General features: G+C 39.9%; 11 protein-coding genes. 10 read left to right on the top strand and 1 reads right to left on the bottom strand.

Going from position 1 to position 15,787, the window contains the following annotated elements:
* The first annotated feature begins 256 nt into the window (after nt 1–256).
* The 10 genes from ABD000_RS03825 to uvrB all read left to right on the top strand — a co-directional run bounded on the left by ABD000_RS03825 (nt 257) and on the right by uvrB (nt 14,750).
* The gene (locus ABD000_RS03825) at nt 257–2,479 is read left to right on the top strand and encodes an NADP-dependent isocitrate dehydrogenase (RefSeq protein ID WP_343764067.1); all 2,223 of its coding nucleotides are present in this window, start codon (nt 257–259) and stop codon (nt 2,477–2,479) included.
* Nucleotides 2,480–2,577: 98 nt separating this feature from the next.
* A complete protein-coding gene (locus tag ABD000_RS03820) occupies nt 2,578–4,947 on the top strand; it encodes a TonB-dependent receptor (protein WP_343764064.1) in 2,370 nt (789 codons plus the stop codon).
* 2 nt (nt 4,948–4,949) lie between these two features.
* Nucleotides 4,950–5,765 carry a DUF4249 domain-containing protein gene (locus ABD000_RS03815; protein WP_343764061.1) on the top strand — a complete coding sequence of 272 codons (816 nt, stop codon included), beginning with the start codon at nt 4,950–4,952 and terminating at the stop codon, nt 5,763–5,765.
* A gap of 18 nt (nt 5,766–5,783) precedes the next feature.
* A complete protein-coding gene (murQ, locus tag ABD000_RS03810; protein WP_343764058.1) occupies nt 5,784–6,605 on the top strand; it encodes an N-acetylmuramic acid 6-phosphate etherase in 822 nt (273 codons plus the stop codon).
* The gene (locus tag ABD000_RS03805; RefSeq protein WP_343764055.1) at nt 6,592–6,813 is read left to right on the top strand and encodes a DUF6095 family protein; all 222 of its coding nucleotides are present in this window, start codon (nt 6,592–6,594) and stop codon (nt 6,811–6,813) included. The genes murQ and ABD000_RS03805 overlap by 14 nt, the downstream gene beginning before the upstream one ends.
* Nucleotides 6,814–6,880: 67 nt before the next feature.
* A complete protein-coding gene (locus ABD000_RS03800; RefSeq protein ID WP_343764053.1) occupies nt 6,881–7,777 on the top strand; it encodes an ABC transporter ATP-binding protein in 897 nt (298 codons plus the stop codon).
* Nucleotides 7,778–7,781: 4 nt separating this feature from the next.
* Nucleotides 7,782–8,618: an ABC transporter permease gene (locus tag ABD000_RS03795; protein WP_343764051.1), complete on the top strand. Its 837-nt coding sequence runs from the start codon at nt 7,782–7,784 to the stop codon at nt 8,616–8,618.
* Nucleotides 8,619–8,659: 41 nt separating this feature from the next.
* Complete coding sequence (locus tag ABD000_RS03790; RefSeq protein ID WP_343764048.1) at nt 8,660–11,044, top strand: T9SS type B sorting domain-containing protein; 2,385 nt, start codon at nt 8,660–8,662, stop codon at nt 11,042–11,044.
* A 391-nt stretch (nt 11,045–11,435) separates the two neighbouring features.
* Entirely contained in the window at nt 11,436–11,735 is a 300-nt protein-coding gene (locus tag ABD000_RS03785; RefSeq protein ID WP_343764045.1) for a GIY-YIG nuclease family protein, read from the top strand.
* 1,008 nt (nt 11,736–12,743) lie between these two features.
* Nucleotides 12,744–14,750: an excinuclease ABC subunit UvrB gene (gene uvrB, locus ABD000_RS03780; RefSeq protein ID WP_343764042.1), complete on the top strand. Its 2,007-nt coding sequence runs from the start codon at nt 12,744–12,746 to the stop codon at nt 14,748–14,750.
* Here uvrB and ABD000_RS03775 read toward each other — a convergent pair.
* Complete coding sequence (locus tag ABD000_RS03775; RefSeq protein WP_343764039.1) at nt 14,747–15,574, bottom strand: tyrosine-type recombinase/integrase; 828 nt, start codon at nt 15,572–15,574, stop codon at nt 14,747–14,749. The genes uvrB and ABD000_RS03775 overlap by 4 nt on opposite strands.
* Nucleotides 15,575–15,787: the final 213 nt, after the last annotated feature.

The raw sequence follows: 15,787 nt of genomic DNA, 5'->3' as shown, positions 1-15,787 counted from the left end.
GCATAAACCATGTTGACTGGCTCAATCGAGTACGATTGCAATTGAATATATAAATATTTGTTGTTAAGGCCTTTACAACGAGAAGCCATTTAATCACAGGTAACACTGTTCGTTAAATGGCTTTTTTTTGTTTCTTCATTCAATGTAAATTCCGGGATAGCGCCAGTTCCAAAAGCCAGTGTAAATCCTTATATTTGCAAGCCTTCCTCAAAAATGAGGCATTGTTCTACGTTTAATCTTAAATTTTGACACCTATATGGAAGTTGATATTAATACAATTATCTATACCAAAACTGATGAAGCCCCGGCATTAGCAACACATTCTCTCTTACCCATTATAAAGAAATTCACCCGTGCAGCAGGAGTTAATGTAGAAACGAGAGATATTTCCTTAGCTGCCAGAATACTTGCCGGCTTTTCAGATGTATTACCAAAAGATCAACAGATCCATGATGACTTGGCAGAGCTAGGAGAACTAGCTAAAACACCTGAGGCAAACATTATCAAACTTCCTAACATTAGTGCTTCTATTCCGCAGCTCAAAGCTGCCATAAAGGAATTACAAGCACAAGGCTTTGACTTACCAGATTATCCGGATGATGCAAAGACTGAAGCAGAAAAAGAAACCAAGGCTAAATACGATAAAGTAAAAGGTAGCGCAGTGAACCCCGTTTTACGTGAAGGAAACTCAGACCGTAGAGCTCCTAAACCAGTAAAACAATATGCAAAGAACAATCCGCATCGCATGGGTGCTTGGAATAAGGATTCTAAAACTCATGTGGCTACAATGAGTGCCGGTGATTTTAGACATACTGAAAAGTCCATTACAATTAAAGAAGCCACCGATGTTAAAATCGTCCATGAGGATAAAGACGGTGCTATTACGGTATTAAAAGCCTCTACTCCCCTCTTAGCGGGTGAAGTGATTGATGCCTCGTTTATGAGCAAAAAAGCTTTGATCGAATTTCTAGTCAAGCAGATTGAAGATGCTAAAGAGAAAAACATCCTGTTTTCGCTGCATATGAAAGCAACCATGATGAAAGTGTCTGATCCGATAATTTTTGGTCATGCCGTCCGTGTGTTTTTCAAAGATGTATTTGAAAAATATGCAGATACGTTTAAAAAATTAGGCGTAGAAGAAAACAATGGATTTGCTAATGTGTATGCTAAAATAACAGATCTACCTAAAGACAAACAAGAAGCTATTGAAGCAGATATCCGCGCAGTTTATAATAAACGACCTGCGGTAGCCATGGTCGATTCTGATCGTGGAATAACCAACCTGCACTTTCCCAACGATGTCATCATAGATGCCTCTATGCCGGCGATGATTAGAACTTCTGGTCAAATGTGGAATAGTGAAGGGAAGCAACAAGACACTAAAGCGGTAATTCCAGACAGCAGTTATGCCGGAGTCTATCAAGAAGTGATTAATTTTTGTAAAGAACACGGTGCTTTTGATCCAACCACCATGGGAACAGTTCCTAACGTTGGTTTGATGGCTCAAAAAGCCGAAGAATACGGATCACATGATAAAACCTTTGAAATTCCAAAGGATGGTGAAGTTAAAGTGATCGATGCTAAAGGAAATACGCTCCTGCGCCATGCTGTGGAGGCTGGTGATATTTGGCGCATGTGTCAAACCAAAGATGCCCCCATTAGAGATTGGGTAAAATTAGCCGTCAACAGAGCAAAAGCATCCGGGATGCCGGCAATTTTTTGGTTAGATCAACACAGAGCGCACGATGCAGAACTCATCAAAAAAGTAAATGAATATCTGAAGGATCACGATACAGATGACCTACATATCGACATCATGTCGCCTGAAGAAGCCACACGCTTCACCCTACCCCGTCTTAAGAATGGAGAGGACACCATCTCTGTAACAGGGAATGTTTTGAGAGACTACAATACTGATTTATTTCCTATTCTGGAACTTGGAACCAGCGCAAAAATGCTTTCTATTGTGCCGTTGATGAATGGCGGAGGCTTATTTGAAACCGGTGCCGGTGGATCTGCTCCTAAGCACGTACAACAATTTGTCAAAGAAGCACACTTACGTTGGGATTCATTGGGTGAGTTCTTGGCCCTAGCAGTTTCCCTGGATCATTTAGGGGAAAAGACAGACAATAAAAAGGCGATCATTTTAGGTGAAGCACTGGATCAAGCAACTGAAAAGTTTTTACTGAACAAAAAATCCCCTTCGCGCAAAGTAAACGAATTGGACAACCGAGGAAGTCATTTTTACCTCGCCTTATATTGGGCCGAGGCTTTAGCTGAACAAGATAAAGATCAAGAGTTAAAACAACAGTTTACTAAACTTGCGGAGCAACTGCGTGAAAATGAGGAGCAGATCAATAAAGAATTGATTGATGCCCAGGGAGAGCCTAAAGAGTTGGGAGGATATTATTACCCTGCAGATGAAGTCGTTTCTAAAGCAATGCGCCCGAGTAAAACACTAAATGAGATTATTGGTTAGAAAACAGGTTTCTACCAATGTTATTTAATTCTTAATTTTCATAAACCCTATACTATAACCAACTGTATAGGGTTATTTTTATGCCCTAAGCTCAATTGATGATACAACGCTTTATAGTCTTCATGTTCTTTGTGAGCATTTCAGTTTCCCTTTCTGCACAACAAAAATACACCTTGAGTGGTACAGTTACCGATGCTTCTTCTAATGAAACGCTTATTGGAGTTAATATACTCATTCCGCAATTAAATACCGGAACCGTTTCCAACGAGTACGGATTCTATTCGATCACCTTACCAGAGGGAACTTACGAGGTGAGTATTAGATACCTTGGTTTCGCCAATGTCGATCAAACCATAACCTTAACCAATAATCAAAAACTCAATATTGAACTTTATGAGTCAGTCGAAAGCCTGGATGAAGTGGTCATCAAAGAAGATGTGGAAGAATTGAGTTTAGGTAAACCCCAGATGAGTGTGAATTCGCTTACGGCAGAAACGATAAAACAAATACCGGTGGTATTGGGTGAGGCAGATGTAATAAAATCTATCTTACTGCTTCCGGGAGTTACCAGTGGTGGTGAAGGAGCTTCAGGATTTAACGTTCGGGGAGGTAGTGCAGATCAAAATCTTATTCTCCTGGATGAAGCCATTATCTTTAACTCCTCTCATTTATTTGGCTTCTTTTCAGTATTTAATCCAGATGCCATCAAAGACATCAAACTCTATAAAGGAGGGATCCCTGCGCGTTACGGCGGCAGAGTCTCATCTGTGTTAGATATCTATCAGCGAGAAGGAAACAGTAAAGAACTTAAAGTAGAAGGTGGTATAGGAGCTGTAGCGAGTCGCTTATTGGTAGAGGGACCTATTATCAAAGATAAATTCTCCTATCTCTTTGGAGGTAGAGCTTCCTACGCGCACCTCTTTTTAAAATTGACTGATAACGATAATACCGCTTACTTTTATGACCTTAATACCAAATTAAAATATAAAGCGAACGAGAATAACAACTTGTATCTTTCAGGGTATTTTGGGAGAGATGTTTTTGCTATTTCAGAAAGTTTCGTCAACGTCTATGGCAATTCTACCTTAAACTTGAGATGGAACCACTTATTTTCAGATAAATTGTTCTCCAATCTTTCGCTTATCTATTCAGATTATTACTATGGCTTAGAGTTAGATTTTGTAGGTTTTCAGTGGAATTCAGGAATTCGAAACATAAACTTGAAATATGATTTTAAAAATTATGTTTCAGATAATTTTCAGCTTAACTACGGGATCAATAACATTTATTATCGCTTTAATCCCGGAGAAATTGAGCCCAACCGTGATGATTCTGGAATCGTTGCAGAAGAACTTACCAAGAAGTTTGCCAATGAATTTTCAGGATATATTGAAGCAGAGCACGGTATTACAGATGATTTGACACTTTCTTATGGGGTTAGATTGAGTCATTTTGCACGTTTTGGTCAGGATAAACTCAATGTCTATGCAAATAGCCCGGTCGAGTTCAACGAAGAGATTCAGATTTATGAAGAGGCCGAACCTATAGATGTCATTCAGCCGGAACGCAGTGAGGTGCTCAAAGACTTTTTTAACATTGAACCCAGGGTAGCTCTGGCCTACAGACTTAACGACAAGACATCGATAAAAGCAAGTTTTAATCGCATGGCGCAGTACCTGCACTTATTGTCAAACACCGCCTCTCCTACTCCGCTGGATGTATGGACACCAAGTGGTCCTTTTATAGAGCCTCAATTACTCAATCAATATGCAGTAGGATATTTTAAAAAATGGAAGAATAATACCTTTTCGCTTGAAGCGGAAGCTTTTTACAAAACCGTAGACAATCGCATTGATTATATTAATGGAGCAGATTTAATTGCAAATGATGATATTGAACAAGTTATTCTCAACGGTGAAGCCAGAGCATATGGAGTAGAGCTTCTATTTAGAAAAAATGAAGGTAGGTTTAAAGGTTGGTTAGCGTATACATTATCGCGATCAGAGCAACGAACTCCCGGAAGAACAGCAACAGAACCTGGTATAAATAATGGTGAATGGTATAATACTCCATTTGATAAAACACACGATATTTCTATCAATGCCTCCTATGATTTATCTAAAAAATGGACGTTTGGCGCGAACTTTTTATTCCAGACCGGGCAACCTACCAATTATCCTACAGGACAATACGTATATCAGGGATTGACTATCCCTACGTTTGGATTGCGTAATGCAGAGCGCTTACCCTCTTATCATCGCATGGATCTATCTGCGACTTTAAATCCCAGAAAAAATGAAAGCCGCAACTGGAAAGGACAGTGGGTATTTAGCATTTACAATGTCTATAACCGCATGAATGCAGCTTCCATTCGTTTTGAAGAAAATACAGATACAGGAAGAAATGAAGCCATTAGAACCAGCATCTTTGGGATCGTCCCATCGGTCACCTATAATTTTAAATTCTAGCCATGAAAAAATTCATTGTTTTGTTTTTGGTCATCTTGAGCATAACGGCATGTGAAGAGGTTGTTGATATTGATGTTCCTTTTGACGATGAGCGCCTAGTGATTGATGCAGCGTTTAAACTCATTATGAGTGAAAATGAACCTACCGTACGTGGTGAAGTTCGACTTCTTAAAACTGCTCCCTTTTTTGATGATGAGCTTCCGCCGGTTTTGGATGCTGACGTATTTATCACTGATCTAACTACAGGGCAGATTATAGAATTTACAGATGCTAACAATGACGGAGTATATTCGGCGCAGACCGAAGAGATTTTTCAACTTAATACAACCTATGAACTTACAGTAATTGCTGAAGGTAATACCTATAAAGCATCAACACAGCTAGTTCCAACCGTTCCTATTGATACGATTGAGCTAGGCGATACCGTAATTTTTGATGAAGATGACAAGGAAGTAAAAATAACCTTTACTGATATTGGCGCAAGAGAGGATTATTACTTGTTTGATTTTGGATTTGATAATCTACTTGGCACGACTGAAGATCGATTTTATGATGGACAGGAGTTTACATTTTCTTATTTCTACGAGGACCTCAATGAAGGGACACCGGTGACAATATCTATCATAGGCGTAGATAAGCAACACTATGATTTCTTAAATTTACTGATAGAGCAAAGCGGTCAGGATGGCGGCGGCCCTTTTGAAGCACCACCTGCTACCGTAAGAGGTAATATTATCAACACGACAAATACTGATGATTTTGCATTAGGTTATTTTAGCATTTCAGAAACGTACGAGTTTAGCATTGTTGTAGAATAATCTTTCTATTTTTACGGCATGACATTTACGCGTACAACAGAACTGGATTCTCATTATGATAATCTAGAGACAAAAAGCACCGCAGAACTATTGCTTGCTATCAATAAAGAAGACCAAACGGTACCCCAAGCGGTTAAAAAGGTAATTCCCCAGATTGAAGCACTCGTTCAACAAATCGTGCCAAGACTCAAAGAAGGTGGCAGACTTTTCTACATTGGTGCAGGAACCAGTGGGAGGTTGGGTATCGTAGATGCAAGTGAATGCCCTCCAACATTTGGTGTATCTCCAGATTTAGTTATTGGACTTATTGCAGGAGGAGACGATGCTATACGCTCAGCTGTAGAATTTGCCGAGGACAGCACCAACCAATCCTGGAAGGATTTACAGCGTCATCATATCTCATCCAGAGATGTGGTGATAGGTATCGCGGCCTCGGGCACTACTCCCTATGTGATTTCTGGACTTAAAGCATGCAATGAAAACAGTATTCTTACCGGTTGCATTACCTGCAATGCAGGAAGTCCGTTGGCTAAAACGGCCCTATATCCCATTGAAGTTGTTGTAGGGCCAGAGGTCGTAACAGGAAGTTCACGTATGAAAGCAGGCACAGCCCAAAAGCTCATTCTCAATATGATTTCTACTACAACCATGATCAAACTAGGTCATGTAAAAGGAAATAAGATGGTAGATATGCAGCTTAGCAATGATAAGCTGGTTGAACGTGGTATACGCATGATCATGAATGAAACGAAGGTAGATCAACCTGAAGCTGCCCGACTCTTAAATCAAACCGGAAGCGTTCGTAAAGCAATCGATACCTATTACAATGAAACACACTAACCGCGAAGTCTTAGGAAAAGGAATTAAATTTATGGCGATGGCACTTCCCTGCATTGCTTTAGGACCTATGGTACTTTTTAGTGCCTTTAAAAATCAGGATCACGCCCTGTTCATCCCGGTATTGGGTGTTGGAATCTTTTTTTTCTTCCTGGCTATTTATCTAATGTTTAAAGGAATACGTACGATTTTAAAATCTATGTTTGATTGATTGTACGCACACCATGTAACAAAGAGCGCAGACATTCGTCATACTTGTAATTCTAAATTACGCTCTCTTGCAAACAATTTTAACTCTAAATAACCTCACCAAGCGTTTTGGAGCTCTTACCGCTGTTGACAACCTAACCTTTACGATTCAAAAAGGCAATGTTTATGGTATTTTAGGTCCTAACGGAAGTGGTAAGTCCACAACACTTGGAATGGTACTCAACGTAGTGAATAAATCTGGTGGGGATTATCAATGGTTCGATGGAACTATGGATACCCATGAAGCCTTAAAAAAAGTAGGTGCAATTATTGAGCGTCCCAACTTCTATCCATACATGACAGCTAAGCAAAATCTTAACCTGGTCTGTAAAATTAAAGGAGTGACCAACGAGAAAATTGAAGAAAAGCTGGATGTAGTTGGGTTGTTAGATCGTAAAGACAGTAAATTTAAAACCTTCTCTTTAGGAATGAAGCAACGTCTTGCCATTGCCTCTGCCCTACTCAATGACCCTGAGATTCTTATTCTGGATGAACCTACGAATGGACTTGACCCGCAGGGAATTCATCAAATTAGAGAAATCATAAAAAATATTGCCGCAAATGGTACAACAATTTTACTTGCCTCTCACCTCTTGGATGAAGTAGAAAAAGTATGTAGCCATGTAGTTATCATTCGAAAAGGAAAAATGCTCTATGCAGGACGTGTGGATGAAATGAATGCCAGTCACGGTTTCTTTGAGTTAAAATGCAATGATCTGGCTCTTCTAAAAACCACCTTAGAACATCATGAAGCCTTTGACCGGGTAAATGATCAAAATGGCATGTTGACCGCTTTTTTAAATCAGCCTTTAGAAGCTAGTGATCTCAATCACCTCCTGCATCAAAAAGGCATCCTATTATCGCACTTAGTGAAACGAAAGGAGAGCTTAGAAGAGCAGTTCTTAGAATTAACCAAACAATCCTGATCACATGCTTAGACTACTCAACATAGAATTTCACAAGTTAAAATATAGTAAGTCTGCGCGGGTTCTGACGATAACTTATTTTATTCTCATCACTTTTATCGCACTATTCGCTTCAATTAAGTTTGAATTTGGAATGATCAACTTTAGACTGGCAGATCAGGGTATATTTAATTTCCCGCTAATCTGGCACTTTAATGCATACTTTGTGGCGTTTTTAAAACTATTCTTAGCTATAGTAATTGTATCCATGATGTCCAATGAATATAGTAACCGCACGTTAAAGCAAAACTTGATTGACGGACTAAGCAAAAAAGAATTTATTCTCTCCAAATTTTATACTGTATTGGTCTATGCGGGAATCTCTGCTATTTTCTTATTTGTGGTTTCACTGATTCTTGGGTTGGCCTTTTCAGATTATACGGAGTTCTCTATCATCATTCGTGACCTGGAGTACATCCCTGCATATTTTGTAAAGTTAACTGCCTTTTTTAGCATGTGCTTGTTTTTGGGTATGTTGGTAAAACGCTCTGCGTTTGCCTTAGGTTTTTTAGTGGTTTGGTGGATTGCAGAAAGCATCCTTAAAGTAGTGTTAGGGGTAAAAATCTTTGATGATTTTGACAAAGCAGGTCAGGTCATGCAATTTTTCCCGCTGGAATCCATGGCAAATCTTGTGGTAGAGCCTATTTCAAGATTAGGAGCAATCAAAAGCGCTGCCAATCAACTAGGATCAGAGTTTACAAAAGATTATGGCATCCAATGGTACCAAATCGTTATTGCGCTAGCCTGGACAGCAATTTTTATTTATCTCTCATACGCGTTGCTCAAGAAAAGAGATTTATAGTACGGATATTCTTTGCGCTTAATATGTATATTTGAAAGCGTATGAAAAAAATAGTTCTTTTTATCCTTTTATCTTCTGTAACAGGCATCTTTGCTCAGCAAATTGAACCCTTAAGTCAGTTTGCGGGACGATATGATTATATTGCGATTGGTAATACGATGAACGTTACAGAAAATGACCCAACCCAGGACTGTATTGTTCTAACCACATCAACCGCAGAACTAACATTACAAAACAATCAAACCGTTATTGCAGCTTACCTCTACTGGGCGGGATCTGGACAAGGGGATCTTAATGTGACGCTTAATGGAACAAATATTTCAGCTGAGCGAACCTTTAATGATGCCATAGACGATCAACGGGTGTTTTTTGGAGGATTTACAGATGTCACTTCATTTGTTCAAACGTCGGGGAACGGTCCATACACGCTATCAAATTTAGATGTTAGTGCGGTAATTGATGACTACTGCCCCACGGCCACAAATTTTGCTGGTTGGTCCATTGTAATTGTGTATGAGGATCCCACGCTTCCTTTGAATCAAGTCAATGTATTTGATGGTTTTGAAAGTGTATTTGCGGGAAATACACAACTAAACATTACCCTGGAAAATTTAAATGTCATAGATAATGAGGACGCAAAAATCGGATTTCTCGCCTGGGAAGGTGACAGTGCATTGGCTGTAAATGAAACCCTGAGTATCAACGGACAAATCCTGAGTAATCTACCACTAAATCCAAGCGCTAACGCATTTAATGGTACGAATAGTTTTACAGATTCAAATGAATTATATAATATGGATATTGATTTCTTCAATATTCAAAACACCATTAATCCGGGAGATGATACCGCACTTATACAGCTCACCAGCGGTCAGGATTACGTCATCGTAAATAATATCATAACGGTATTAAACAGCCAGGTACCTGATGCTACCGTGAGCATTATTAATACAACGCCATTATGCCTAGCATCGTTGACAGAAGTTACCTATACGGTTTCAAATACGTTAGGAACTGACCCTTTACCTCAAGGCATTCCCATAGCGTTTTATGCGGATGACATATTTTTGTTTACCGTACCGCTGGAGATAACACTCCTACCCGGTCAAAGTACACAACAAACCACCGATGTTACGATCCCGGCAGGAGTACCGCCAGTATTCACGTTGGTAGTGGTTGCCGATGATGCCGGTGGAGGCAATGGCACAGTAGCAGAATTAGATGAAGAGAATAACAGTGACAGCATTGAGTTACTCAACCCCAGTCCGTTCCCGGCGGGAGATCTGGAAGATATTTTTATATGTGATGAACCCTCTAACGATGGAGTGGTTATTGCTGATTTAACGCCAACATTAGATATCGCTCAAGGTGATGTTGACAACATATCAATTTCTTTCCATCTTTCAGAGGATGAGGCTATTGCCAGTCAAAATCCCATAAGTCCAATAAGCGAAGTAACCCTAACTGAGCCCCAACAGACCATCTATGTAAGAGTGGAGGATAATACTAACGACTCTTGCTTTAGCGTAACGCCTTTTGATATTTTTATCATCTATCAACCGGTGGTGCAGGATATTTTTGATTTGAGTGTCTGTGACGACACCAGCAATGATGAGAGCGCACTATTTGATCTTACAGAAGTTGGTGAAGCCATTGTCGGCGGTCAAGCCGAAGTCACACTTTCTTTTTTCGCTAATGCGGAAGATGCCCAACAAGCCATGAATGAGCTTCAAGCTATAGAAGCATTTACCAATACATCAAATCCGCAAGAAATTTTTGTGCGATTAGAAAATGCCGAAGGTTTTACCTGCGAGGTAATTGATTCCTTCTTAATTAGTGTATTGTCTATTCCAGAAGTTGAAACCCTCACCGGTCTTACCGAGTGTAATGAAGGTAATGAACTAGCCACCTTTAATTTACAGGATGCCGAAGCACAATTTATCAATGACTTATCTGCCGATGAATTTATACAAGGCTATTACCTTACTCAAGCTGACGCCAGCTTCATGGAAAATGAGATTTTGATGCCGTCGCAATATCAAAATACCGGCGATCCTCAAGAGATTTTTATTAGGATAGGTCGAAATGATGAAGGTGCTTGCTATACGGTAAAGCGCGTCGTGATCCAGACAGAAAACTGTCCGCCGTTTATCCCACAAGGTTTTTCTCCCAATGGGGATGGCGTGAATGATACTTTTGATATTACAGGCCTCTATGATATTTTTAAGGAGTTTGAAGTACAGGTTTTTAATCGGTATGGCAGTACCATTTACAAAGGAAATAATGATATCCCTGCCTGGGATGGAACGCCCAATGAAGGATTAGGAGGGAATGAATTACCTACCGGCACGTATTACTATATTCTAAACCTCAATGATCCCGATTATCCTGAACCCTATAAGGGCTGGGTGTATTTGAATAGGTAATTATTCCATTCTCGTTATTTTGATCCCCAAAAACGGGACAGGCAAGCGAAGCGATATATTTAGGTCATTTCGACAGAGCGAAGCGATGAGAAATCTGCCGACTAGGAACTACATTAAAATCTTGGTTACCAACAATAAGATTTCTCACGCTCCCCACCAACAAGTTGGGGATCGGTTCGAAATGACTGTTTGTTTTTGACGTTAAGATTTTTCAAACACTGCATTCGGTTCGAAATGACAGCTGGTAAAGTTATTTCTAACTAAAAAAATAAGACAGGCAAGCGAAGCGATATATTTAGGTCATTTCGACAGAGCGAAGCGATGAGAAATCTGCCGTCTAGGAACTGCAATCTATTATACTTTGCTTAAGTTAAAAAAGAAATATTTAGCTATGCTTAATCCCTATCATGTTTACTTCATAACCAATAAAAACAAGACCGTCTTGTATGTAGGCGTGACTAATGATATCCAGCGTAGACTATCACAACATTATTTTGATAGTGAGCATACCAAAAAATCTTTCGCAGGAAGATATAATTGCTATTACTTAATTTATTTCGAATCTTTTGACACACCGAAAGAGGCCATAGATCGTGAGAAAGAAATTAAAAAATGGAGAAGAGAAAAGAAAGATAAACTTATTAGTTCTTTTAATCCAAATTGGGATTTTCTCAATGATCAAGTATTTTGAGTATCGTTTTGTCATTTCGACAGAGAGAAGCGATTAGAAATCTGCCGACTAGGAACTGTATTAAAATCTTGGTTAGCAACAATAAAATTTCTCACACTCCCCACCAACAAGTTGGAGATCGGTTCGAAATGACAGCTGGTAAAGTCTTTCTAACCAAAAAGATAAGACAGGCAAGCAAAGTGATATATTTAGGTCATTTCGACAGAGCGAAGCGACGAGAAATCTGCCGACTAGGAACTGTACTAAAATCTTGGTTAGCAACAATAAGATTTCTCACACTCATTGCATTCGGTTCGAAATGACAGCTGGTAAAGTCTTTCTAACCAAAAAGATAAGACAGGCAAGCAAAGTGATATATTTAGGTCATTTCGACGGAGCGAAGCGACGAGAAATCTGCCGACTGGGAACTGTACTAAAATCTTGGTTAGCAATAATAAGATTTCTCACACTCATTTCATTCGGTTCGAAAGGACAGCTGGTAATTTCATTTCTAATCAAAAAGATAAGACAGGCAAGCGAATCGATATATTTAGGTCATTTCGACGGAGCGAAGCGACGAGAAATCTGCCGACTGGGAACTGTACTAAAATCTTGGTTAGCAATAATAAGATTTCTCACACTCATTTCATTCGGTTCGAAAGGACAGCTGGTAATTTCATTTCTAATCAAAAAGATAAGACAGGCAAGCGAATCGACATATTTAGGTCATTTCGACGGAGCGAAGCGACGAGAAATCTGCCAACTAGGAACTGCATTAAAATCTTGGTTAGCAACAATAAGATTTCTCACACTCCCCACCAACAAGTTGGGGATCGGTTCGAAAGGACTAATGTTATGATTTCGGGAAGGGATAGCAGCGGCATCCCTCCCCAACGTAATTGGGCAGGATACAGCGGATAGCCCGGTCCCCAATATGTTGGGGATCACGCCAAAAAATTTAAAACCTTCACATCGTATTAGTAATTTCTAGGTACATCTGTCGTATTTTTGGTTTCTTATCATTTTTGCATGAAATTTACGTTAGAATCTTCATTTCAGCCCACCGGGGACCAACCGGAAGCCATCAAACAATTAGTTGCGGGCATTGAGCAACAGGACAGATATCAAACCCTGTTAGGGGTAACCGGATCTGGTAAGACCTTTACCGTGGCGAATGTGGTAAAAGAAGTGCAACGACCCACCCTGGTCCTGGCGCACAACAAAACCCTGGCGGCACAGTTATATTCTGAGTTCAAACAATTTTTCCCTCAAAATGCGGTAGAGTATTTTGTGTCGTACTACGATTACTATCAACCGGAAGCATTTATCCCCTCCAGCGGAACATACATTGAAAAAGATCTATCAATTAATGAGGAGATTGAAAAAATGCGGCTTAGTACCACCTCTTCCCTACTTAGCGGTCGACGTGATGTATTGGTGGTTGCCAGTGTAAGTTGTTTGTACGGGATTGGTAACCCCATTGAGTTTCAAAAAAATGTGATTTCGCTTAAAAAAGATCAGGTACTTTCACGTACTAAACTACTGCACCGCCTGGTACAATCACTTTATTCGCGTACCACGGCAGAGTTCAAACGCGGAAACTTTAGGATTAAGGGAGATACCGTAGATATCTTTCCCGGGTATGCAGATGATGCGTTTAGGGTACATTTTTTTGGGGATGAGATTGAAGAAGTAGAAGCTTTTGATCCCAAAACCAATGAGGTATTAGAAAAGTACGATCGTTTAAATGTATATCCCGCCAACATGTTCGTGACTTCGCCTGATGTGCTTAATGGCGCTATCCAGCAAATTAGCATTGATTTGGGCAAACAGGTGGAGTACTTTAAAGAAATTGGGAAGCCACTGGAGGCTAAACGCCTGGAGGAGCGCACTAATTTTGACCTGGAGATGATCAGGGAACTGGGCTATTGCAGCGGGATTGAAAACTACTCCAGGTACCTGGACGGGAGAGCACCCGGCACCCGGCCCTTTTGCTTGTTAGATTACTTTCCAGATGATTATTTGATGATCATTGATGAGAGCCACGTAACCATTCCGCAAGTTTCTGCCATGTACGGTGGGGATCGATCCAGAAAAGAGAATTTGGTGGAGTATGGGTTTCGGCTTCCGGCAGCGATGGATAACCGCCCGTTGAAGTTTGAAGAGTTTGAAACACTTCAGAATCAGGTGATTTATGTAAGTGCGACTCCGGCAGATTATGAATTAGGCAAGTCTGAAGGGGTGTATGTAGAACAGGTGATCAGGCCAACAGGATTACTGGACCCGATTATTGAGGTGCGTCCCAGTCTCAATCAAATTGATGATTTGATTGAAGAGATACAACAGCGCGTAGATAAAGATCAACGTGTTTTGGTCACTACGCTGACTAAGCGAATGGCCGAAGAGTTGGCAAAATACTTAACGCGTATTAATGTACGCTGTCGTTATATTCATAGTGATATCGACACGTTAGAACGGGTAGAGATTATGCAGGACTTGCGTAAGGGCATTTTTGATGTCTTGATAGGAGTAAACTTATTGCGTGAGGGATTAGACCTGCCCGAAGTTTCGCTAGTCGCCATCCTGGATGCTGATAAAGAAGGCTTTTTACGCAGCAACCGTTCACTGACTCAAACGATTGGTCGCGCAGCGCGTCATTTAGAGGGAAAAGCTATTATGTATGCTGATAAAATTACGGACAGCATGCAAAAAACCATCGATGAAACCGAATACCGACGCAACAAGCAGTTGACGTATAATAAAGAACATGGCATCACCCCTACTGCGCTAAACAAGTCACTGGACAATGCATTAGCCGGAAAGAAAGTAGAACCCTATACCTTTGAACACGCTCCTACGTTAAAGGCAGCAGAAAAAGAGGTACAGTATTTTAGCAAGGATCAATTACAGGATCGGGTCAAATTATTGCGCAGGGATATGGAAAAAGCGGCCAAGGAGCTGGATTTTATGACGGCAGCAAAGTTACGTGATGAGATTAAGATGATCCAGGATAAAATGAAGTCTGAAGAGGTTTAGAGACTGTCTAATGGGCTAATGATGGTAGAAAGATTGGCGGTTGTAATCTGTGTATAGATCAACGTAGTTTTAATATTAGCATGACCTAAGAGCTTTTGAATATGTGCAATACCTGTTCCTTGTTCTAAAAGATGGGTCGCAAAGCTATGTCTAAGCGAATGAAGGTTGACGTTCTTTCTTATATTAGCCCTTTTGCAAGACGCCTTAAATATTTGTCGTACACTATTAGCAGAATATTTTCCTCCTTTTTGCCCTTCAAACAGAAAATCTTTAGGCTTATGCTGTTTTACATACTCCCGCAAAAGATGTAACGCCTTAATGGATAATAAGGTATACCTGTCTTTTTTTCCTTTAGCTGCCTTAACGTAGATGACCATACGTTTAGAATCGATATGATTGATCTTTACATTAATTAACTCCCCTACTCTAAGGCCACTGCTATACAGCAATGTTAGCATAGCTCTATGCTTTATATTGTGTGTTTTATGGAGTAAGGCTGTGATTTCTGCTTTATCAAGTACTTGAGGTAATGCAGATTCGCGGCGTGTAACCGCTAATTGAGTTACATTAAGATGCCGTTGATACATCTCTTTGTAAAACAGATTTAATCCACCTACAATTTGTCTTTGGTAGGATGCTGAAATTTCTTTTTCTCGTATTAGAGTTAAGATAAACTGTTGTATTTGCTTATCAGAAATAGATTCTAGCGAAATATCGCTATAGTGATGAGACAATAATTTGACGGCATTACTATAGCTTGCTTTAGTTTGAGGACTATAGCGCTTTATATCCATTATTTGCCCAAAATCGACTATATCCTGCATAATGTTAAAAATACAATATTTACTGAATTTTAGTGCTTTATATACTTTAAAATGATATAATCACCTATTTTTATATAACTTGCGTTTATAAACGAGTTGAAGGCAATGGCCCAAGGGGGACGCAAAAATCACGCACGCTGTGCGTTTCCCTTTTTGCTCCATCGCCTTCAACGGGATTTGTACATCGCACCCCATTTGAATCTAATTGTCTAT

It is taken from the genome of Gangjinia marincola (assembly GCF_039523415.1).
Taxonomy (GTDB): domain Bacteria; phylum Bacteroidota; class Bacteroidia; order Flavobacteriales; family Flavobacteriaceae; genus Gangjinia; species Gangjinia marincola.
The sequence above is the reverse complement of the archived record's forward strand: the minus strand, read 5'-3'. Positions and strand labels throughout refer to the sequence as shown.